Annotated in this window: 18 protein-coding genes and 3 tRNA genes; 11 read left to right on the top strand and 10 right to left on the bottom strand. The window is 63.1% G+C overall.

All coding sequences use genetic code 11. From position 1 onward, the window contains the following. Nucleotide 1: 1 nt before the first annotated feature. Together ACEWQZ_RS10550 and ACEWQZ_RS10545 are read right to left on the bottom strand one after the other, a co-directional pair. The gene (locus tag ACEWQZ_RS10550) at nucleotides 2-1,651 is read right to left on the bottom strand and encodes an amidohydrolase family protein (protein WP_476483042.1); all 1,650 of its coding nucleotides are present in this window, start codon (nucleotides 1,649-1,651) and stop codon (nucleotides 2-4) included. A gap of 156 nt (nucleotides 1,652-1,807) precedes the next feature. Continuing rightward, nucleotides 1,808-3,058: an arginine deiminase gene (locus ACEWQZ_RS10545; protein WP_476483041.1), complete on the bottom strand. Its 1,251-nt coding sequence runs from the start codon at nucleotides 3,056-3,058 to the stop codon at nucleotides 1,808-1,810. Nucleotides 3,059-3,229: 171 nt separating this feature from the next. Between ACEWQZ_RS10545 and ACEWQZ_RS10540 the strand changes: the two genes are divergently transcribed. Continuing rightward, nucleotides 3,230-4,432: an AI-2E family transporter gene (locus tag ACEWQZ_RS10540; RefSeq protein WP_476483040.1), complete on the top strand. Its 1,203-nt coding sequence runs from the start codon at nucleotides 3,230-3,232 to the stop codon at nucleotides 4,430-4,432. Between the two features lie 25 nt (nucleotides 4,433-4,457). Here ACEWQZ_RS10540 and ACEWQZ_RS10535 read toward each other — a convergent pair whose 3' ends face one another. Continuing rightward, nucleotides 4,458-5,549: a DUF4397 domain-containing protein gene (locus tag ACEWQZ_RS10535; RefSeq protein WP_476483039.1), complete on the bottom strand. Its 1,092-nt coding sequence runs from the start codon at nucleotides 5,547-5,549 to the stop codon at nucleotides 4,458-4,460. Nucleotides 5,550-5,678: 129 nt separating this feature from the next. Beyond that, nucleotides 5,679-5,765 (bottom strand) — tRNA-Leu (locus ACEWQZ_RS10530). A gap of 78 nt (nucleotides 5,766-5,843) precedes the next feature. On the opposite strand from ACEWQZ_RS10530, the gene pgsB reads away from it, so the two are divergent. From pgsB to pgsW, 3 genes are read left to right on the top strand one after another with little or no spacing between them, the layout of a single operon-like run. Next, nucleotides 5,844-7,070, top strand: a complete 1,227-nt coding sequence (gene pgsB / locus ACEWQZ_RS10525; protein WP_476483038.1) for a poly-gamma-glutamate synthase PgsB — start codon at nucleotides 5,844-5,846, stop codon at nucleotides 7,068-7,070. Then, complete coding sequence (gene pgsC / locus ACEWQZ_RS10520; protein WP_476483037.1) at nucleotides 7,067-7,648, top strand: poly-gamma-glutamate biosynthesis protein PgsC; 582 nt, start codon at nucleotides 7,067-7,069, stop codon at nucleotides 7,646-7,648. Before pgsB ends, pgsC begins: the two co-directional genes overlap by 4 nt. Continuing rightward, a complete protein-coding gene (gene pgsW, locus ACEWQZ_RS10515) occupies nucleotides 7,645-8,793 on the top strand; it encodes a poly-gamma-glutamate system protein (RefSeq protein ID WP_476483036.1) in 1,149 nt (382 codons plus the stop codon). Before pgsC ends, pgsW begins: the two co-directional genes overlap by 4 nt. Before the next feature lie 31 nt (nucleotides 8,794-8,824). On the opposite strand, the gene ACEWQZ_RS10510 is transcribed toward pgsW, so the two are convergent. Together ACEWQZ_RS10510 and ACEWQZ_RS10505 are read right to left on the bottom strand one after the other, a co-directional pair. Continuing rightward, a tRNA-Cys gene (locus ACEWQZ_RS10510) sits at nucleotides 8,825-8,898 on the bottom strand. A gap of 96 nt (nucleotides 8,899-8,994) precedes the next feature. Continuing rightward, nucleotides 8,995-9,070 (bottom strand) — tRNA-Gly (locus ACEWQZ_RS10505). Between the two features lie 158 nt (nucleotides 9,071-9,228). On the opposite strand from ACEWQZ_RS10505, the gene infA reads away from it, so the two are divergent. Next, a complete protein-coding gene (gene infA / locus ACEWQZ_RS10500) occupies nucleotides 9,229-9,447 on the top strand; it encodes a translation initiation factor IF-1 (protein ID WP_476483035.1) in 219 nt (72 codons plus the stop codon). Nucleotides 9,448-9,466: 19 nt separating this feature from the next. On the opposite strand, the gene clpA is transcribed toward infA, so the two are convergent. The 4 genes from clpA to aceB all read right to left on the bottom strand — a co-directional run bounded on the left by clpA (nucleotide 9,467) and on the right by aceB (nucleotide 15,170). Continuing rightward, nucleotides 9,467-11,746, bottom strand: a complete 2,280-nt coding sequence (gene clpA, locus ACEWQZ_RS10495; protein WP_476483034.1) for an ATP-dependent Clp protease ATP-binding subunit ClpA — start codon at nucleotides 11,744-11,746, stop codon at nucleotides 9,467-9,469. Between the two features lie 86 nt (nucleotides 11,747-11,832). Beyond that, nucleotides 11,833-12,168: an ATP-dependent Clp protease adapter ClpS gene (gene clpS, locus ACEWQZ_RS10490; protein WP_476483033.1), complete on the bottom strand. Its 336-nt coding sequence runs from the start codon at nucleotides 12,166-12,168 to the stop codon at nucleotides 11,833-11,835. 61 nt (nucleotides 12,169-12,229) lie between these two features. After that, the gene (gene aceA, locus ACEWQZ_RS10485; protein WP_476483032.1) at nucleotides 12,230-13,525 is read right to left on the bottom strand and encodes an isocitrate lyase; all 1,296 of its coding nucleotides are present in this window, start codon (nucleotides 13,523-13,525) and stop codon (nucleotides 12,230-12,232) included. A 1-nt stretch (nucleotide 13,526) separates the two neighbouring features. Then, nucleotides 13,527-15,170, bottom strand: a complete 1,644-nt coding sequence (aceB, locus tag ACEWQZ_RS10480; RefSeq protein ID WP_476483031.1) for a malate synthase A — start codon at nucleotides 15,168-15,170, stop codon at nucleotides 13,527-13,529. A 141-nt stretch (nucleotides 15,171-15,311) separates the two neighbouring features. On the opposite strand from aceB, the gene ACEWQZ_RS10475 reads away from it, so the two are divergent. The 6 genes from ACEWQZ_RS10475 to hflD all read left to right on the top strand — a co-directional run bounded on the left by ACEWQZ_RS10475 (nucleotide 15,312) and on the right by hflD (nucleotide 20,500). Next, a complete protein-coding gene (locus ACEWQZ_RS10475; protein WP_476483030.1) occupies nucleotides 15,312-16,220 on the top strand; it encodes a LysR family transcriptional regulator in 909 nt (302 codons plus the stop codon). 192 nt (nucleotides 16,221-16,412) lie between these two features. Beyond that, nucleotides 16,413-17,294: a hypothetical protein gene (locus tag ACEWQZ_RS10470; RefSeq protein WP_476483029.1), complete on the top strand. Its 882-nt coding sequence runs from the start codon at nucleotides 16,413-16,415 to the stop codon at nucleotides 17,292-17,294. After that, nucleotides 17,201-17,566, top strand: a complete 366-nt coding sequence (locus tag ACEWQZ_RS10465; RefSeq protein WP_476483028.1) for a hypothetical protein — start codon at nucleotides 17,201-17,203, stop codon at nucleotides 17,564-17,566. The genes ACEWQZ_RS10470 and ACEWQZ_RS10465 overlap by 94 nt, the downstream gene beginning before the upstream one ends. Nucleotides 17,567-17,593: 27 nt before the next feature. Continuing rightward, nucleotides 17,594-18,385: a choice-of-anchor Q domain-containing protein gene (locus ACEWQZ_RS10460; RefSeq protein WP_476483186.1), complete on the top strand. Its 792-nt coding sequence runs from the start codon at nucleotides 17,594-17,596 to the stop codon at nucleotides 18,383-18,385. Nucleotides 18,386-18,719: 334 nt separating this feature from the next. Further along, nucleotides 18,720-19,892, top strand: a complete 1,173-nt coding sequence (gene mnmA / locus ACEWQZ_RS10455) for a tRNA 2-thiouridine(34) synthase MnmA (protein WP_476483027.1) — start codon at nucleotides 18,720-18,722, stop codon at nucleotides 19,890-19,892. Then, nucleotides 19,889-20,500 (top strand): high frequency lysogenization protein HflD, encoded by a 612-nt coding sequence (hflD, locus tag ACEWQZ_RS10450; RefSeq protein ID WP_476483026.1) that lies wholly within the window; start codon nucleotides 19,889-19,891, stop codon nucleotides 20,498-20,500. The genes mnmA and hflD overlap by 4 nt, the downstream gene beginning before the upstream one ends. Nucleotides 20,501-20,631: the final 131 nt, after the last annotated feature.

The raw sequence follows: 20,631 nt of genomic DNA, 5'->3' as shown, positions 1-20,631 counted from the left end.
TTCATACTGCTTCCTCCACTTCATCCGGGCCGCTACTGCGCCGTGCGCGCACGTCGAAACTGCCCTGCGGGCTGGAACCACTGCCGCTGCCGCGCTCCCCCTCGATATCGAGGAAGAAGGTGAGCGAGCCGGACATGCCCAGGCGTGAACCGTCGATGCGAACATTCAGGCGGCTGCCCGACACACGAGCCTCTGCCAGCGGCATGCTGGTGCCCATGATTTCGAAACTGCCGGAAAGATTGGTGGCTTTGCCTTTGAGCTCCAGCGCGGCATCGATATTGCCCATGCCTTCGGTCGCCAGCGTGATATCCCAGCTTCCGGCCGGCTCGATTTCCGGCGGATCGAGCGCAAGCAGTACATTGCGGCGGCCATCCACCCACACCTCCTGCAGCGCCGGGGACTCGACCAGCAACTCGCCGTCCACAAGGATAAAGTTGGCCATGTAGCCGGCGGCCAGGCGACCCGCCCGGTCGTCAATGCCAAGCATTCTTGCCGGCTCGGTGGTCAACGCAGCCAACGCACGATCGGAGTCAAGACCACGCTCGATTGCTTTTGAAAGATTGGCAAAAACAGCGTCCGGGCTGCTGTGCGGGTGAGTCGTGAACACCACCGGCAGACCGGCCGCCATCACGCGCGCCGGGTTTTCCGGCGCCCGCTGCCAGTGGCGCAACTCGGCAAGGCTTGTGTCGCGTTCGTGCTTGTCAACATCGGGCGCGTCGGGAAAGTCGAGCGGCAGGATCTGGCCCAGGCCAGTTGCAGCCAGGGAATCAAGGCGCTGATACTCGCGACCGTGACCAACCATCCAGGGCCGCAGATCATACTCGCCTGCCACTGACGCCACGCGCAGCGAATCGAGCATGCCGTCAGTCTCGAAAACCGCCGGCATGTTGCCGGTCAGCACCGGCTCGAGCGCTGCAATGCCTTCCAGAAACGGTGGCCTGGCCTGCGCCGGGTTGCGCTGCCAGGCCGCGCGTGCCGCAACCTGCCATTGGGCGTCGGCAAGCACCTGTCGCAACAGCGCCACCGCGCCCATCAGGGAACTGGGAAACCCGCGCCCGGAACTGCGTGCCTGCAGGGAAAAGTGCTGCGAACGTTCGGGGTCGATCAGATTTTCGGCCAGGCCGCCCTGCCCCAGGTTCACCAGCGCACCGGCGCCACGCGCCAGGCCCGCTTCCGGCGCCAGTACCGCCGTGGTGAATCCCGCCCGGCGCAGGCTTTCGACGCGTTCGAGCGGCCACAGAGCAGAGCTGAGCCGACGCTCAGGCGTGATCAGAGGGTGCGGATAGCGGCCGGGTTCCAGGCGTTCGCCGGAGCCACCGTCGCCTTCCTCATCGTCACCCTTTGCGTTGGCGTCAAAGGCAACCGGGACATAGGCATCGATCAGCCCGGGATAGACATGCATATCGCTTTCTTCCGGGTCGTATTCGTGAACACGCGCATCCGGCGGCACGGCGACATCGGCACCGACCGCCTCGATGATGCCGTCGCGCACCACGATGACCCCGTTGGCAATGGTCTCGCCGGGTGCGGTTACCAGGGTCACGCCGGTGATCGCATGCACTCCGGGCACGGGCTGGCGCAGCACCGGTTCCTGCGCTGCGGCCGGCAACAGCCAGGCCCCAGCGACGACAAACAGCAGAATCCTTTTCAAGGCCGGTTCTCCGTAAAGGGAAAAGCATCGAAGGTAAACGAACCCTCAGCCCCGCGACAAGGGCCGATAGTCATGGTTCGGAAACGGGTCACATCGCCCGCTCGAAAACGAGCAACTGTCAGGGTCGAGCGGCGATATCAGTGGCTTCAGGGCAGATCAGGAAGCGATCGACTCCCGCCTGATCGGCATGGTCATGCAGCGACAGCCGCCGCCACCGCGTGAAAGCTCGGCGCCGCTGATGGTCACCACGACGCGCTCATCGGGAGCGATACTGCGCCTGCCCGCAATCAGCTCTGGCGCATCAACAATGTTGAAACCGGCCTGGTCGAGCGCGTTCACCGTATGGCGGTTGTGGCGGTAGCCCAGGATCTGGCCCGGTGCAAAAGCGAAAAAGTTGGCGCCGCTCGACCACTGTTCGCGTTCCTGCTGAAACTCCTGCTCGCCGCCGCAGTTGATCGGCACCAGCTCGACTCCCAGCGAAGACAGCGCGGCAAGTACGTCGCGATGCTCGGTGATCCTGGCTTCCGGCCCGCCGTTGAAAGCGCAGTGAAAAGCGCGAGAACGATTCGGCCCGGTAATCAGCGGCGGGAAAACCACGCATTTGTCGTGATCGATCATGGTGAAGATCATGTCGAGATGAATCGTGGCGCGGGTCTTGGGAATCTCGACGACAATGAAGTTGTTGATCGGTCCCTGAGCGGCGATCGAGCGCATCAGCTGGTCGATGCCAGCCACCGAGGTGCGCTCGCTGTAGCCGATCACGGCCAGATCCTCACGGATGACCAGCAGGTCGCCCCCCTCGATGGTGACCTGCGAATTGCGATTGTCGGTGCCGTCAAAATAGAACCCGCCCGAGCGGATGTCGGGGTGGTGGCGGAACACGGCCTTGAGCAGCAGTGCTTCAGCCACGCGGGCACGATAGGCCATGGAGCCGATGATGATGTGGTCGTTGACGCACATCGTCGCATCGCGGGTAAAGAAGGCGTTGGGCAATGGCGGAATGGCGTAGCGCGACTGGCTGAGATGCTTTTCCAGACTGATGGGCCTTTTGGGCGTGCCCTCGATGAGCTGGCGCGCCAGATCAGCGGCTGAAAGTGCCAGCAAATCATCGCGCACCTCGGGCGCGTCGAATAGCTCGCACAACGCCTGGACCAGCGCTTCGCAGACGCGACCGTCGCCAAGCACCTCGGTGAGCAGATCGCGCAGTTCGATCGTGCGCGCCACCTTTTCGAGCACGCCTTTGAGCTGCCGATGCTCACCCACCGCCAGCTCGAGGTTGAGGATGTCGTCATAGAGCACCTCGGCCGCTGTCTGCGGCGTCATGTTCTCTATCTCCTGCCCGGGCGAGTGCACCACCACGGTCTCGAGTGGGCCGATCTCGGAGTTGACGTTGATATCAATTGCCATGCTGGGAAAACCGTCCGCGGTTACGATGAGCCGTTCGAGCCCGCCTGCGGCCGGCTCGCTGAAGCTACGGGATTATACCCGTCGTGCGCGGCCGGCTGCTTGCTCGCCAGTTGCAAGCGCCCCCGCGGCCTGCCAGTATTCATCCGGTCCTAGGTGAGAGCAGAACCGCTCATGAACGAACCCGAGAACGTGCCTTTTCCGCAGCTCAGTCGCTACCAGATCGCCTGGATTCTGGCCAGCCTGGTGATCGCCGGCTGGCTGCTGTGGCTGCTGGGTCCAGTGCTGACGCCATTTTTCATCAGCATTCTCATCGCCTATATCGTCAACCCCGTGGTTGGCTGGCTCGAGGGCATGCGCATGCGCCGGGATCTCGCGGTCAGCCTGGTTTTTGCGCTGGCTTTCGTGCTGATCGCGGTCGTGCTGTTGATCGTCATCCCGGCGCTGATCCGGGAAGTGGCTGATTTCGTCGGTCGGCTGCCCGGATATTTCGACGCCTTCCAGCAGAACGTGATCCCCTGGCTCGAGGCCCGACTCGGCATCGAGCTGAATCTGCAGGCATTCGACGTCGAGCGGGCACGCAAGCTCATCCAGGAATATTTTTCCAACATCGCCGGCGCGGCCGGCAACCTGGTCAGCCTAATGACCCAGTCCGGCGGCCGCTTTCTGGTCTGGATCAGCTCCATGATCCTGATTCCGCTGGTGACCTTCTACCTGCTGCGCGACTGGCGGCTGCTGATGACGACGCTGCGCGACATGCTGCCGCGAAACCTCGAGCCGACCGTGGTGGAGCTGACTGAAGACTGCGACGACGCACTGGGCGGCTTTTTGCGCGGGCAACTGCTGGTCATGCTCGGTCTGGGGCTGATCTACGCCATCGGCCTGTGGATCGTCGGCCTCAATAATGCCATCGCCATCGGCTTGATCTCCGGCCTGGTCAGTTTCGTACCCTATCTGGGCGCGATCGTCGGCGTATTGCTTGCTGGCACGACCGCAGTCATTCAGGACTTCAACTTCTTCTTCCTGCTTTCGGTCGGCATCGTTTTCGTCGTCGGACAGCTCATCGAAAGCTTCGTGCTCACCCCCAGGCTGGTCGGCGATCGCATCGGCCTGCATCCGGTGCTAGTCATCTTCGCCGTCATGGCGGGGGGACAGCTGTTCGGTTTCGCGGGCGTGCTGCTCGCCCTGCCCGCCGCCGCTGCAGGCACGGTGCTTGTCCGGTTTGCCTACAACAACTACAAGCACAGCGAAGTCTATCAGGCCAGCTATGAGACCGATGCAGACGGGCAGCCGGACAACACTACGGCAGACGGCGACAAGCGTCGGCAAGGGCATCGGACTTCAAAAAGCCCCGGTCGCCGAGACCGGGGCCGTTGAACGCTTTGCCAGGGTGGTCGGGATCTCAGCGAGTCTCGTCGCTGAGATTGCAGCCCGTCGTATCCACCAGCCGGCCGAGCGTCCAGGTTGCTTCAGCGCCGCCGTCGAGCATTGCGGTGAACACGGCCTCGGAGCATGAAAGAAACTCGATGCCGAAGGTGCCGGCCTGTTCCACGTTGGCGCTCTCGTCACCGGCCAGGGTGGCGCCACTGGCGGTATACAGCGTGCCCACAGCATTGCGGCCATCGAATCCGGCCCCGCCGGAGTCGAGCGTGAACCAGCGCTGCTCGCCGGAACCGTCGGGCGCATAGGTATATACCGAACCGACGAGCTGGTTGCGCGCCGGAATCGGCAGCAACAGCAGGCCCTCATCGGCGGCGTTTGCCGAGGTCCACCAGCCGTTGACGTCGTTGTCGACGGGCGTGCGGGTCTCGAGCGGCCCGACCGGCAGGGCCAGAATACCCAGCGGCTGATGGATGCCGTCGCCAACCGCAACGAGGGTCGCGTCCAGGCCGGCCGGCAGATCGACCGGCAGCGGATCGATATAGTTGGTGGAGGCATCGTTGGACTTGACCTTCAGGTCGTATGTCCCGGCCGGAACCGCGAAATAACCACTGTCTGCAAAGTACGGCACACCAATCAGGCCGTTGATCACGTCACCGGCAGCCGTCCGGACGGAGACCTCGGTCTGTTCCGGATCGACCGCGAATGGTGCGGCATGCACGACGCGGATATTGAGATTGCCGGCGCCAGCCGCCGTCGGATCATCGACCAGGGGCCACAACGCCAGCGCCTGCGTGCTGCCGTTGCCCGTGGCCAGCACGGTGTAATCGACGCCGTCGGCCAGGTCGACCGAGGCAGTCATCGCCGCATCGGCCGAACCCGCGGGCAGCACCGCCAGGTCGTAACTGCCGGTCGGCAGTTCGACGTAGTCGGTGAAGTCACCGAAACGGAAGTTCTCGAGGAGCGTGTCGCCGTTGGCAGTCACGCTTACGGCCGTGCTTTCCAGGCTGTCGCTGAAGGGGGCAGCGTGAACCACGCGGACGCGAGCATCGGCAAGCACCGTGGCAGCTGCCAGGGCAGCGGCGAGACCAACAATCATTTCAGGCTTTTTCATGGGGGGATCCTGTGGATGGGGGTGCCCCCGCTTTTTTACGCGTCCGCTGTCGACGCCCGATCAACAAACCGTCATGAAAGTGTGAAATGCATCGGGTTTTCGCCACAAAAGGCTGCAGTGAATGAAAGATGGTGCCCGGAGCCGGACTCGAACCGGCACGGTGTTGCCACCGAGGGATTTTAAATCCCTTGCGTCTACCCATTTCGCCATCCGGGCCTGCGCGTGAATGTTAGCAGAGCCGCACTTGCGCCACGACCTTACAAATTTCACCGACTGCCGCTACCATTCGGTACTTTGAACACGAGGCTTGTCGCCATCAGCAACATCTTCGCCATCGCCATCGTCAGCTGCATCCTGGTGCTGCTGATTGCCCTTGGGCTTGCCGAAGTCCTGGTTCATCGCTGGGTTCTTCAGCGCCTGCCGGTGCGCGTGCACGTCAACGGCACGCGCGGCAAGACCAGCGTGGTGCGCCTGATCGCCGCCGGCCTGCGCGGCGGCGGCAAGCGGGTCTGCTCCAAGACCACCGGCTCGTTCGCGGCGGTCACCGGCCCTGACGGCGAAGACTATCCTCTCCATCGCCCCAACCAGCCCAACATCATCGAGCAGATGCGCGTGATGCGTCGGGTGGTAGGGTTCCGACCCGATGTTCTGGTGATGGAGTGCATGGCCCTGCAGCCCAATTTTCAGGCCCTGAGCGAGCGACAGATGGTGCGCTCGACCCATGGCGTGATCACCAATGCGCGTGCCGACCACCTTGACGTGATGGGCCCCGGAGCGCCGGATGTGGCGCTGGCGCTGGCGGGTACGGTGCCTTTCGGCGCCCGGCTGTTTACCGCCGAGCGCGAGTATCTTGACACCTTCCGCATGGCCGCCGACGACCGCGGCAGCGAGTTGCACGCCACGACCAGCGAAGATGTGGCCGCCATCACCCAGGAAGAGATGGCAGCATTCCGTTACGCCGAACATGCCGAAAACGTGGCGCTGGCGCTCAACGTCTGCCGGGCGCTGGGCGTGAGCCGCGAAGACGCCCTGGCAGGCATGCAGCAGCTTGCACCCGAGGTCGGCGCAACGCGCGTGCAGACCATCGACTTTTTCGGGCGCGACATCGTTTTCGTCAACGCCTTCGCCGCCAACGACCCCGACTCGACCGAGATGATCTGGGAAAAAGTGATCGACCACCACGGCAAGGATCGCTTCAAACTGGCGGTCGTCAACTGCCGCTTCGACCGCCCGCAGCGGTCACAGCAGCTTGCCGAAGTGGCCGCCCGCTGGACGGCCGCCGACCAGTATTTGCTGATGGGTTCGGGCACCCTGCTGTTCGCCCGGGCAGCAGTGCGTGCCGGCATTCCACCCAGCCGGATGACGGTGGCCGAAGGGCTGGAGCAGCACGAACTGTTCGAGATTGTTCTCGAACACACCGAGGGCCCGGCGCTGATCGTGGGCATGTGCAACGTCCACGGCGGCGGCGCCGAGCTGGCCAGGCAATTCAATAACCGGGCAACACGGAGCCAACCGCTATGATCCTGCTCAACCTGCTGGCGGTGTCGATCGGCATCGGCCTTCTTGTCACCCTGCTGCTGGTGGAAGTCTTCGGGCTGGCCGCCGGTGGCCTGGTGGTGCCCGGCTATGTGGCACTCAAGCTGCTGCAACCCTGGAGCGTGGCCCTGACCCTGCTGGCCGCCTACCTGACCTATATCGCCGTGCGCACCCTGTCGAGCTTCATGGTGGTCTATGGTCGCCGCAAGACCGCCCTGATGATTCTGTTCGGCTACCTTTCCGGGTCATTGCTCGACCTGAGCATGGGCGGCGTGCTGAGCTTTCCGGCCACCGACACCGGCGCGGCAGCCGGCACTGTCGGCAGCGCGATGCACTTCACCTACTTCGAGCTGGGCGTCATCGGCTACATCATTCCCGGCCTGATCGCCATCTGGTTCGAGCGGCAAGGCCTGGTCAAGACCCTGGTCGGGCTGACCGTTTCCGCCGTGCTCGTGCGCCTCATCCTGGTGCTGATCATGCCCGATGTCCTGATGAGCTATGAGGCCGAGCAGGCGCTCAATCGCGCCGACCTTACCACCGTCCTGCAAAAGGTGTTCGAATGAAACCGCGCGCACAGAAACTCTACTGGCGACCGTCCGAAATCCCTGTCAGCGCCCTGCTGCTGCTTGCAGTAGCGGCGATTGCAGCGCTGATCGTTGTCGAAACCTTCACGCGTGAAACGGCCTCCCGCTACTACGACGAGATGCTCAATGCCTCGCGGCTGGTGCAGCAGAGTATCGAAACCCTGCGCCCCATCCGCGGGCGCATCAATCCGATCAATCCCGATGTCGACCCGCTGCGATCGGGCCTGATCGGGGCCGCTTCTTCGTCGATCACCAGCAACAGCGGCCACCTTGAAGCCAAACAGGCAACCATCAACCCGAACTGGGCTGCGGTTGCAATACGGCTTCTGGCCGAAGCCGGCGTCGAACCAGGCGATTACGTTGCAGTAGCGGTCTCAGGCTCGTTCCCAGCACTCAATCTCTCCGTCTACGCCGCCCTGGAATCGTTGGGTGTCAACCCCATCGTTATCGTCTCCGGATCGGCATCGCAGTGGGGTGCCAACGTGCCCGGCTTTGCCTGGATGGATATCGCCCATGAGCTGCGCCAGGCCGAACTGATCGACATGCGGGCCCGAGCCGCCACGCTGGGCGGCATCGAGGACCGCGGCATCGGGCTCGACAAACAAGGTCTGAGAGAGATTCGAAAGGCCGCCGAACGCGCCGGCATCGAAGTTCTGGTTCCGGAAAGCTATGAGGCCGCTGTCGTCGAACGTATTCGCCTCTACAACCAGGAGGCCGACGGCCAGCCCATCGCTGCGTTGATCAATGTCGGTGGCGGCACGGCCACAACCGGCCCGGGCAGCATTGATCATTACTTCGGCAGCGGACTGCTGCGCCAGGCACCTTCGGGGGCGTTCCGTGTCCCGACGGTCATGGGCCACTTCCTGCAGGAGGGCATTCCGGTCATCAACTTTTCCGGCATTCGCAGCCTGGCGACCCAGTTCGGCCTGCCCTACCCGCCACAGCAAATGGAAAGCGTGGGGTCAGGCGGCGTCTATCGCGCCGAGTCCTATCAGCGCTGGCTGGCGGCCCTCATGATCGTGCTGCTGCTCGGCCTGACCGCGCTGATCATGCGCTCGGCCAATATCGCGCTGACAGCCGGCCAGTCCGGACGCCGCAAGGACGCCATGAAGCCCAAGGTCTGAGGCCGACACAATCTGGAAAATCTGGAAGGAATGGAGGCCAGGCCCGGAATCGAACCGGGGTTCGCGGCTTTGCAGGCCGCTGCATCACCACTCTGCCACCTGGCCGGATGCGTGTCAGATTGTATCCCGGCAAGCGGAGTGCTGCAGCTGCCTGCTACGGTTCTGACAAGAAAGGCCCGGGAAGCCGGGCCTTCGGGAAACTGGAGCGGGAAACCGGACTCGAACCGGCGACCCCAACCTTGGCAAGGTTGTGCTCTACCAACTGAGCTATTCCCGCTAAAGAAGAGAATTGTAGTCGAACAGGTTTTTCTGTCAAGCCCCACCCGACATTTTTCGATAATTAAGCCGGCAAGTGGTGAATTTCAGGCTTTACGCTTGCGTCTGGCGCAGAAGGTGTCAGAATAATCCGGTTTTAACACTCACAGTACAGGACCCATGGCAAAAGACGAACATATCGAAATGGAAGGCAGAGTTCTCGACACCCTGCCCAACACCATGTTTCGCGTTGAGCTCGATAACGGCCACGTGATCACCGCCCATATTTCGGGGCGCATGCGCAAGCACTACATCCGCATCCTGACCGGGGATCGCGTCAAGGTGGAGATGACCCCCTACGATTTGAGCAAGGGCCGCATCACCTACCGCATGAAATAATCTGCCGGCAGCTCGCTGTTCAATCGGTCACCGGCGCCGCAGCAGCCGAAGCGCTGCGGCAAACCAGCTCCAGCCCGTCCCCGTCCTCGCGGACGGACACTTCGACTTCGCCGCCCTCGGACAGATCGCCGAACAACAGTTCGTCGGCCAGAGGACGCTTGATGTGATCCTGAATGATGCGCTTCATCGGTCGGGCTCCCATCTTCTCGTCGAAGCCGTGCTCGGCCAGCCACTGGCGCGCGCCGGAACTGATCTCGATGGTCACGCCCTTATCGGCCAGCTGGTTCTCCATTTCCATCAGGAACTTGTCGACAACCTGCAGAACAACATCCAGCGCCAGCGACTCGAACTGGATGATTGCATCCAGACGGTTGCGGAACTCCGGCGTGAACTGTCTGCGAATGGCCTCCATGCCGTCGGTGGTGTTATCTGACGGCATGAAACCGATTCCGCGGCGGCTGATCAGCTCGGCGCCGGCGTTGGTGGTCATCACCAGAATGACGTTACGGAAATCGGCGGTGCGCCCGTTGGCGTCGGTCAGGGTGCCATGGTCCATGATCTGCAGCAGCAGGTTATAGACATCCGGATGTGCTTTCTCGATTTCGTCGAGCAGCAACACGGCGTGCGGCGTCTGCGTGACTGCCTCGGTCAGCAGACCGCCACGGTCGAAACCGACATAACCCGGCGGCGCGCCGACCAGGCGCGAGACAGTGTGGGCTTCCATGTATTCAGACATGTCGAAGCGAATCAGCTCGATACCCATGGTCATGGCCAGCTGGCGCGTGATCTCGGTCTTGCCCACGCCGGTGGGACCGGCGAACAGGAAGCTGCCGATCGGCCGATCGGTATCGGCCAGACCCGAACGCGACATCTTGATCGCCGATGACAGCGTGCCAATGGCTTCGTCCTGGCCAAAGACCACCATCTTGAGATCGCGCTCGAGGGTCTTGAGTGCATCGCGATCCGAGCGCGACACCTGGCGCGGCGGAATGCGCGCCATGCGGGCAATCACTCCTTCGATCTCGTTGACACCGATCTGCTCGGCGCGCTCGTCTTCGGGCTTGAGGCGCTCTCGTGCGCCGGCCTCATCGATCACGTCAATGGCCTTGTCGGGCAGATACCGGTCGTTGATATGCCGGCTCGACAGCGTCGCTGCAGCTTCCAGGCCCTCGGGCGTGTAGGTCACGCCATGATGCGCTTCGAAGCGGTGCTTGAGGCCACCGAGAATCTCGATGGTCTCTCCCACTGAAGGCTCGACAATGTCGATCTTCTGAAAGCGGCGCGCCAGGGCGCGATCCTTTTCGAACACGCCGCGGTATTCCTCGAAGGTGGTCGAGCCAATGCAGCGCAGCTCGCCATTGGCCAGCACCGGCTTGATCAGGTTGGAGGCGTCCATGACGCCGCCCGACGCCGCGCCGGCACCGATGATGGTGTGAATTTCATCAATGAACAGCACCGACTTCTCGCGTGCTTTCAGCTCCGCCAGCACCGCCTTGAGCCGCTTTTCGAAGTCCCCCCGGTACTTGGTGCCGGCCAGCAGCGCGCCCAGATCAAGCGCCCAGATTTCGGCGTCGTGCAACACCTCGGGGACTTCTTCACGGACGATGCGCAGCGCCAGACCCTCGGCCAGCGCGGTCTTGCCCACCCCGGACTCTCCGACGTAGAGGGGATTGTTCTTGCGCCGGCGGCACAGAATCTGAACCGTACGCTCGACCTCGAGCGCGCGCCCGATCAACGGATCGATCTTGTCTTGCCGCGCGCGCTCGTTGAGATTGGTAGCGTAGCTGGCAAGCGCGGACTGCTCTTCTTCCGCGCCGCCCTCGGCTGCCTGAACGGCATCCGCGCCGGCCTGCGGGCCGGCCTCATCGGTCTTGGCGATGCCGTGCGAGAGATAGTTGACCACGTCCAGGCGCGCCAGATCCTGCTGGCTCAGCAGATAGACAGCCTGTGAGTCCTTCTCGCTGAAAATCGCCACCAGCACGTTGGCGCCGAGCACTTCCTTTTTCTCGGCCGACTGCACGTGGTAGAGCGCGCGCTGGAGCACGCGCTGAAAGCCGATGGTCGGCTGGGTATCGCGCTGATCGCCCTCGGAGAGCACGGGCACCGACTCGGTGAGCACCCGATCGAGCTCGTGGCCGAGCAGCTGCGCGTCAACCCCGCAGGCCAGCAGCACTTCACGCGCCGACTCATTGTCAAGCAGCGCGAGCAGCAAATGCTCCACGGTAAGGAATTCGTGGCGTTTGCTGCGGGCCGTGTGGTAGGCCTGCGAGATGGAGAGCTCAAGTTCCTTGCTGAACATCGTGGCAACCTTGCGCTTGCGGCAATGCGAATGGCTTCAAAGTTCTCTGACCCCGGACGGCGGTGATGATTCCGCCCTGGCGGCAGTCAGGCATCGGTTTCTTCCAGCGTGCACTGCAGCGGATGCTGGTGTTCGCGTGCATAGTCATTGACCATCACGACCTTGGTTTCCGCGATTTCGTAGCTGTAGACCCCGGCCACGCCACGACCGCGCGTGTGCACGTGCAGCATGATGCTGGTGGCCTTGTCGCGCGACAGGCTGAAAAATCGCTGCAGCACTTCGACCACGAACTCCATCGGGGTGTAGTCATCGTTGAGGATAACGACCTTGTACAGCGGCGGCTTTCTCAGCTTCGGCCGAGCTTCCTGAAGCGCCAGGCCGTCGTCGCTGTTGGGGACGGAATGTTGCTCTCTCTCACTCATCGACTACCGCAGTACATGCCATGAACCATGACCATCATACTGCGGCAGCCGTGAGGGGTTTTCAAGCGCTCGCGGTGCCGCCGAACTGGTCTTCTTCGGTGGAGCCGGAAAGCGCACTCAGCGAGGATTCGCCACCGCTGATCGCCTGAGTCAGCTCGTCGAAGTAGCCGGTGCCGACCTCGCGCTGGTGGCGCGTGGCGGTATAGCCCTGCGCTTCGGCCGCGAACTCCTCCTGCTGCAGCTCGACGTAGGCCGACATCTGGCGCGCCTTGTAGCCACGGGCAAGCTGGAACATGCCGTGGTTGAGCGCGTGGAAGCCAGCCAGGGTGATGAACTGGAACTTGTAACCCATCGCGGCCAGCTCCTTCTGGAAGATCGCGATTTCGGCATCTGACAGGTTCTTCTTCCAGTTGAAGCTTGGCGAGCAGTTGTAGGCCAGCAACTTGTCTGGATACTCGGCGCGGATGGCCTCGGCAAAGCGCTTCGCCTCGCCCAGATCCGGGGTCGAGGTCTCGCACCACAGCAGATCGGCATACGGCGCATAGGCCAGGCCCCGGGCAATGGCCTGATCCAGGCCGGCATTGGTGTGATAGAAACCTTCGGCCGTGCGCTCGCCGGTAATGAAGCGATGGTCGGCCGCGTCGATATCGGAGGTCAGAAGGCCGGCGCCCATGGCGTCGGTGCGGGCGATGATGATGGTGGGCACATTGGCAATATCTGCTGCCAGGCGGGCGGACACCAGTTTTTGCACCGCCTCGCTGGTGGGCACCAGCACCTTGCCGCCCATGTGGCCGCATTTCTTGGCCGAGGCAAGCTGATCCTCGAAATGCACGCCGGCCGCACCCGCGTCGATCATGTCCTTCATCAGCTCATGCGCGTTGAGCACGCCGCCGAAGCCGGCCTCGGCGTCGGCCACGATCGGGGCGAACCAGTCGATATCGCCCTCGCCTTCGGCTGACTGGATCTGGTCGGCGCGCCGGAAGGTGTTGTTGATGCGCCGCACCACCGCCGGCACCGAATTGGCCGGGTACAGCGACTGATCCGGATACATCTGGCCGGCAATGTTGGCATCGGCCGCCACCTGCCACCCCGACAGGTAAATGGCCTTCAAGCCCGCACGCACCTGCTGCATGGCCTGGTTGCCGGTCAGCGCGCCGAGCGCATTGACGAAATCATCTTCGTGCATCCGCTGCCAGAGCTTTTCGGCACCCATTCGCGCCAGGGTGTGCTCGATGGTCACGCTGCCGCGAAGCCGCAGCACTTCGCTGGCGTCGTAGGGCCGCTTCACGCCTTTCCAGCGCGGGTTTTCCAGCCAGTCGCGCTCCATCTCGATGATCGGGGTTACGTTTCTGTTCATGCTATTGCTCCGGTGGGGTCCAATCGAGCCGGTCGTAGCCCGGCAGGGTGAGAAATTCGACGAAGTCGTCGGCGGCGGTGACCTCGAACAGCAGCTCGCCGGCGCGCAGAAAGTGGCCGCTGGAGAACGCCTCGTCGCCGATATCGGCGCGAATCCTCTCCAGCTCCTCGCCCTGCCAGCGCTGAATCAGGCCAAGGTCGATGCGGGTGCCGTCTTCGAGCACGCCGCGGGCGTGGCGCGCCCACTGCCAGAGCTGAGCGCGGGCAATCTCGGCGGTGGCGGCGTCTTCCATCAGGTGGTTGATCGGCACGCAGCCCTGCCCGGCCAGCCAGGCGCCCAGATAGCGAATGGCGACGTTGATGTTGCTCCTCACGCCTGCTTCGGTGATGGTGCCGTCGCAGGGCGCCACCAACTCCTCGGCGGTAACGGAAACGTCTTCACGCAGTCGGTCGAGCTGGTTGGGCTTGTCGCCAAGCTGCTCGTCGAAGATCTCCATCGCCAGTGGAATCAGGCCCGGGTGGGCCACCCAGGTGCCGTCGTGGCCGTCGCCGGCTTCGCGTTCCTTGTCTTCGCGCACCTTCTCGATGGCGGCCGCGTTGGCCTTCTCATCGCTCTTGACGGGAATCTGCGCGGCCATGCCACCCATGGCCAATGCGCCGCGGCGGTGGCAGGTCCTGATCAGCAGCTGTGAATACGCTCTCAGGAAGGGCACCGTCATGGTGACCTGCGCGCGGTCCGGAAGCACTTTGTCCGAATGCATCCGGAACCGCTTGATATAGCTGAAGATATAGTCCCATCGCCCGCAGTTGAGCCCGACGATCCGGTTTTGCAGGGCGTAAAGAATCTCGTCCATTTCGAACACCGCGGTGATCGTCTCGATCAGCACCGTGACCTTGATGGCTCCGGGCTCGAGATCGAGCGCGGCTTCGATATCGGTCAGCACCTGCTCCCAGAGCGCGGCCTCGTGGCGGCTCTCGAGCTTGGGCAGGTACAGGTACGGCCCGCTGCCCTGCGCGATCAGCGCCTGCGCGTTGTTGCACAGATACACCGCCGCATCGAAAATGCCCGCCGGAACGGCCCGGCCGTCGACGCGGGCGTGTCTTTCGTCCAGATGCCAGCCGCGCGGGCGCACGATCAGCACCGCCGGATCGGGTTCGAGCCGGTAGTGCTTGCCGTTTTCAGCGGTGAAGTCGATGGTTCCGCGCACGGCATCGAACAGGTTGATCTGGCCGTTGATCATGTTCTCCCAGGTCGGCGTCGAGGAATCCTCGAAGTCGGCCATGAAAACCTTCGCCCCGGAATTGAGCGCGTTGATGATCATCTTGCGATCGACCGGACCGGTAATTTCCACGCGCCGGTCACGCAGATCGGCGGGAATCGAGGCCACCTTCCAGTCGGAATCACGGATGCCAGCGGTTTCGGCGGGAAAATGCAGCGCAGCGCCAGCGTCCAGGCGGGCCTGCAGCGTCTGCCGGGCGGCCAGCAGCGCGTCGACGCGACCGCGGTATCGGCGGCTCAATCGCGCCAGCAGCCGCAGCAAAGTGCCTGCAAACAGCGGTTGTGCTGCGTCCGGCAGCTCGCTGGTCAATTCGGCTGGACTGGCGTCTGCCTGCCCGGACTGGTGATGCGGCGATGGGCTGCTCATCGGCTGCGCTCCGTGTCTGATGGACGGGGAAAGCCTACGGCGCGCAGCCAGTATTTGTCGAATCAAATCTTTTGATTCTAACTATCGGATAATGCAATAATTGCCGGGCACGACCCCCAGATTCTTCGAGAGTGAAGCGCCGTGGCCACCTACAAGGGCAACCTGCTCAAACACCTGCGGGCTTTCATCCAGACTGCCCGGGCGGGCAGCGTCTCGGCAGCGGCCGAGCGTCTGTTTCTCAGCCAGCCCTCTGTCAGCCAGCAGATTCGCGCGCTTGAAGACGAACTGGACCGCCCGCTGTTCGAGCGCCACGGCCCGCGGCTGCAGCTCACCCCGGCCGGCAAGGCGCTGCTGGAGATGGCGCGCCCGCTCATCGAGCGCATCGACGCCCTGCCCGACGAATTCCAGCGCCGCTACGGCTCGCTCGACACCGGCGAGATCCGCATCGCCGCCGGCGAGTCGACCATTCTCCATCTGTTGCCCTCGCTGATGATGCGCTTCCGGCGCAAGCATCCGGGCATCTTCGTGCACCTGCACAACGTCACCGGTGCCGACGGTCTGGGCATGATTCGCAACGACGACGTCGATTTCGCGGTCGGCTCCATGCTCGACGTGCCCGACGACATCGACTACCGCCCGATCTGGCACTTCAACCCGGCGCTGATCACCAGCCGCGACCACCCGCTCTCACGCCGGCGCGAAATCGACCTGACCGACATCAGCCCGCACGGCCTGATCCTGCCGCCCAGGCGCCTGAGCACCTACCAGCTCGTCGATCTGGTCTTCCAGAGACACGGCCTGCCCTTCCGCGTCAATCTGGAAGTCGGCGGCTGGGAGGTCATCAAGCGCTACGTCGCTTTGGGGATGGGCATCTCGATCGTGACCAGCTTCTGCCTGACCGAGGCCGACCGCCAGCAGCTGTTCGTGCGCGATATGAGCCGCTATTTCCCCCGACGCTCCTACGGCGTGGTGCTGCGCCGCGGCGCCTACCTCTCGCCCCAGGCCGAGCGCTTCATCGATCTGATGAGCCCGGATCTGTTCGAGCAATAGCGTACCCCTCGACGCCGCGCTCAACGCTTTCTGTCGACTCCGCGCCTGACACCCCCTGCTCATGGCAGATTCTCAGCCCAATCTCGTTAGACACGATGAATCAGACCTGCAGAATGGAGAAAACAACCATTGCAACAGACTCATCCACGAACTGTCAGCTCGCAGTCATGGACCGACAACGACCAGCGAGGGATGAAAGTTTTCGGCCCACTCTGGCTGGCCATTGCCGGCCTTTTCATGCTGACCCTGGCGCAGCCGGCGGCCGCCGCCGTCTGCCATGTCGATCAGACCGCCGAAAGCGGCGGCGACGGCAGCAGCTGGTCACAAGCTTTCAAGGATCTGCAAACGGCGCTGACCTGGCCCGACAATTTTACATGCCGCGAGGTCTGGGTCGCCAAAGGCACCTACAAGCCGCACACCTCCGATCGCACGAAAAGCTTCAAGATACGCTCCGGCCAGAAGGTCTATGGCGGGTTCTCCGGCAATGAAACCTCACGCAATCAGCGCGACCCCGACCCCAGGACCAATGGCACGATACTGTCCGGTGGCATCAACCCGGGAACCGCCAAGCGCAGTTACCACGTAGTGTTCATCGGCACTGCCGGCCCCGACACGGTGCTCGACAGTTTCACCATCTCGTACGGACGGGCCAACGGTACCGGCGGCAGCGGCACCCTGCCAGGCGGCGGCGGCCTTTACTGCAAGGGCAGCCGAACCGATGAATGCAGCCCCACTCTGCGAAATCTGTTATTTGCCAACAACTTCGGCAATCTGGGCGGCGCCATGCTGACTCACAATAACGCCTCGCCCAGGCTGACCAACATCATCTTCGACAACAACCGGGCGGGAACACATGGTGGCGCCATGTATGCCTACATGAAAGACGCTGAAAGCAGTCCGACCTTTGAAAACGTGGCATTTATCGGCAACAAAGCGCTGAACGACAGCGGCAGCGGCGGCGCCGTGTATGCCAGAGTTCTTTGGGACGGGGCAGGCAAGAACTCTACTTATACACCTTTTTTTCCAACGTCACTTTCGACAGCAATCAGGCAGCCGACGAAGGCGGCGCGGTAAGGCTTGAATACAACGGCAAATCCACAGTGCAAGCCGACTTTTCCGGCGCTACCTTCAGCAACAACAGCGCCAAACATGGTGGCGCGCTGTTCGGCGACCTCTACAAGGGCGGCGTCACGCTGGCCAATACGACCTTTTACCGCAACTCCGCCAGCGGTGAGGGCGGCGCACTGTGGCTGCGGATCAACCCGGGCAATCTTGCGATAGCACACTCGACCTTCAGCGGCAACAGCGCACCGGCCGGCGGAAGCGCAGTGCGCTTTCGAACCTAGGGAGACCAAAGCCACGTCCGCAACAGTATTTTCTGGGGCAACACCGGCAGCGCAGCCATCAGTCTGAATTCCGACCCCATCAATACACCGCAGTTTTCCCACAGCATCATTACCGGAGGCTGCCCGACGCATGCCCACTGCTCCAGCGTCACGGACGATGACCCGCAGCTCAACAGGCTTTCCGATAACGGCGGCCCCACCAAGACCATGGCTCTCTGGTCGCACAGCCCGGCCATCAATGGCGGTACCGATATCGGCATCGACATCGACCAGCGTGGCGTCTCCCGTCCGCAAGGCGGCTCGTCACCCGACATCGGTGCCGTGGAGCTGCGGCAGTATACGGTCAGCACGAACGTCCAGAGCGGCCAGGGCTCGATCGTGCCCATGGCGCGCAAGGTCCCGCGCGGGGGTAAAGCAAGCTTCGGCCTCTATCCCGACAGTGGCTATCACGTGACCAGCGCCACCGGCTGCGGCGGACAACTCGACGGCAACGAATACGTTACCGGGCCAATCTTTGGCAACTGCACCATCACCGTCGAATTTGGCACCTACATGCCCAGCCTCTATCGCGTCAAGGCGACCGTGACGGGCGGAACAGCGCTGATCACACCTCCAGCACCGCAGTGGGTCGTCCCCGGCAGCAGTGTCACTTACAGCGCTCTTCCGCTCGACTCTTCACTGTCTGTGGTCAGCGCCAGCGGCTGCGGTGGCAGCTTGTCGGGCAACACCTACACTACAGCGCCTGTGGACAGCTCTTGCACGGTGAATTTCGTCCTTGAGGAACAGCCTGACCTGATCTTCAAGGACCGCTTTGAATGACCATGGGCCATTGAACACCGCCGCGGCGCCTACCTCTCGCCCCAGGCCGAGCGCTTCATCGGCCTGATGAGCCCGGATCTGTTTGGAGAGTGATTCTTTACTCAAGGGATCGAGCGGGAGTTGCCGCGGGCGGGGTGGCCTTTCCTGGGCAAGCAGTCAACACCAGCCTGGCCGAGCGGGGAGTGAACGACTCCGTGCCACCCGCATCCCATGCGCCGTTCGCCCCGCATTTCCCGCATCGCAGCCGCCACTCGCCGCCCCTGTCCGCTTAAACTCCGCCACCCATAAGAACTCACCCTCGCAATAAACCAAGGCCGGCCCCATATCGAAAAACATGAGTGATCTGATCATGGTGGCCCTATCCGGCGGGGTGGATTCGTCCACCGTTGCCTGGCTGTTGCGGCAGCAGGGCGAGAATATCGCCGGCATGTTCATGAAGAACTGGGAAGACGACGAGCCGGCCGATACCGGCGAGGCTGCTGCCGGCGGGCCGGCGGTCTCGCCGTGCACTGCCGGTAAGGATGCTGCCGACGCGCGGCGGGTGGCCGAAATCCTTGGCATCGAGTTTCACGGCCGCAATTTCGCCGCCGCCTACTGGAATGACGTGTTCGAGCACTTTCTGGCCGAGCTCAAGGCCGGGCGCACGCCCAACCCGGACATCCTGTGCAACCGTGAAATCAAGTTCCGCACCTTCGTCGAGCACGCCCGAGAGCTGGGCGCGAAAGCGATCGCGACCGGCCACTACGCACGCCGCCGCGACAACGCCGATGGCACGGTTTCGCTGCTCAAGGGCGTCGACCACAACAAGGATCAGAGCTACTTCCTCTACGCACTTGACCAGGAGCAGCTCTCGCACGCGCTTTTCCCGCTTGGCGAGCTGACCAAGCCCGAGGTGCGCGAGCTGGCCGCGCGCGCCGACCTGCCGGTGGCCACCAAGAAGGATTCCACCGGCATCTGTTTCATCGGCGAACGCAACTTCGATGCCTTCATCGCCAACTATCTCGACGCCGAGCCCGGCGAGATTCGCACCTGCGACGGCACGGCGATCGGCACCCACCAGGGGCTGATCCACTACACCCTGGGGCAGCGCAAGGGCCTGCACATCGGCGGTCTGAAAGGCTTTCCCGAAGCGCCGTGGTACGTCACTTTCAAGGATCTGGACCGCAACGTGCTCTACGCCGAGCAGCAGACCGACCACCCCACGCTGATGTCGACCAAACTCGAGGCCGGGCAGCTCAACTGGATCCGCCGACGGCCGGAAGCCGGCGAGCGGCTGCACGCCAAGGTGCGCTACCGCCAACCCGATCAGATGTGCCGGGTGGAGACGATCGACAGTGATTGCCTGCGGCTGTCCTTTGATCAGCCTCAGCGCGCCGTCACTCCGGGGCAGGCGGTGGTTGTTTATGATGGCGATGAATGCTTGGGTGGCGGCACCGTCATTGCCAGCAATGCACCACGGCCCCAATCGCTCACAGACCCGAGAAATACGGAAGCCCCCAAGCCATGAGAGACGCCACCATCGCCTTTGCCGGCATGCTCCAGGCCAGCGAGCTGGTTCGCCAGATTGCCACATCAGGCACCTACTCCGGACAGGCGGCCCGGGCCAGCGTGGGCAGCGTGTTCAGTCGCAGCCCGGAATCAACCGAAGCCGTTTATGGCGGCATTGGCGGAGTGCGGATGGGGCTGCGCGTGTTGACCGAACTGTTCAGCGCGCGCAGCAACCACGAAAGCCTGCAGTCGCTCAACTATGCCCTGGGGCTTGCCAAGCTGAGCAAACAGGTTCGCCGCGACGGCAAGCGCCTCACTGCCATTGGCGACGAACTCGATCTGGTCGAACAAGCCTGGCGCGACGCCGATGAGCAACTCGATGAGGCCGTCTTTTCGCAGCTGGCCGATATCTATCAGCGCCACGTCTCGACGCTTGGCTTCAGGCTGTCGATCAGCGGCCGTCCCGAGTATCTCAAACAGGGCGACAAAGTGGCTTTTGTGCGCGCACTGTTGCTGACCGGCTTGCGCTCGGCGATCCTCTGGCACCAGGTTGGCGGGCGCCAATGGCGACTGGTGTTTCAGCGCCGGCGCATGCTCGAGCAGGCGCAGGAGCTGCTGACGGCCTGATCAGCGCGAACAATGCTCCGGCGCCAAACAACGCCAGACCGATGGCGCCTGTTCACCGGAAAGCGCCAATACCTGCATCAAGGCTGCAGTTCGCCACCCGTTCGCTTCACGCCGTGCGGCTGCCGTAAACG

The sequence above is a fragment of the Wenzhouxiangella sp. YN1 genome, assembly GCF_056324145.1.
Note: the sequence above shows the minus strand (reverse complement) of the source record. Positions and strands in the feature narration are given on the sequence as shown.

Coding starts and splice junctions, on each gene's coding strand:
- mnmA (WP_476483027.1), top strand. CDS start 18,720: ATGAGTGATCTGATCATGGTGGCCCTATCCGGCGGGGTGGATTCGTCC.
- ACEWQZ_RS10535 (WP_476483039.1), bottom strand. CDS start 5,549: ATGAAAAAGCCTGAAATGATTGTTGGTCTCGCCGCTGCCCTGGCAGCT.
- aceB (WP_476483031.1), bottom strand. CDS start 15,170: ATGAGCAGCCCATCGCCGCATCACCAGTCCGGGCAGGCAGACGCCAGT.
- ACEWQZ_RS10545 (WP_476483041.1), bottom strand. CDS start 3,058: ATGGCAATTGATATCAACGTCAACTCCGAGATCGGCCCACTCGAGACC.
- ACEWQZ_RS10470 (WP_476483029.1), top strand. CDS start 16,413: ATGAAAGTTTTCGGCCCACTCTGGCTGGCCATTGCCGGCCTTTTCATG.
- infA (WP_476483035.1), top strand. CDS start 9,229: ATGGCAAAAGACGAACATATCGAAATGGAAGGCAGAGTTCTCGACACC.
- clpA (WP_476483034.1), bottom strand. CDS start 11,746: ATGTTCAGCAAGGAACTTGAGCTCTCCATCTCGCAGGCCTACCACACG.
- pgsC (WP_476483037.1), top strand. CDS start 7,067: ATGATCCTGCTCAACCTGCTGGCGGTGTCGATCGGCATCGGCCTTCTT.
- aceA (WP_476483032.1), bottom strand. CDS start 13,525: ATGAACAGAAACGTAACCCCGATCATCGAGATGGAGCGCGACTGGCTG.
- pgsW (WP_476483036.1), top strand. CDS start 7,645: ATGAAACCGCGCGCACAGAAACTCTACTGGCGACCGTCCGAAATCCCT.
- ACEWQZ_RS10540 (WP_476483040.1), top strand. CDS start 3,230: ATGAACGAACCCGAGAACGTGCCTTTTCCGCAGCTCAGTCGCTACCAG.
- clpS (WP_476483033.1), bottom strand. CDS start 12,168: ATGAGTGAGAGAGAGCAACATTCCGTCCCCAACAGCGACGACGGCCTG.
- hflD (WP_476483026.1), top strand. CDS start 19,889: ATGAGAGACGCCACCATCGCCTTTGCCGGCATGCTCCAGGCCAGCGAG.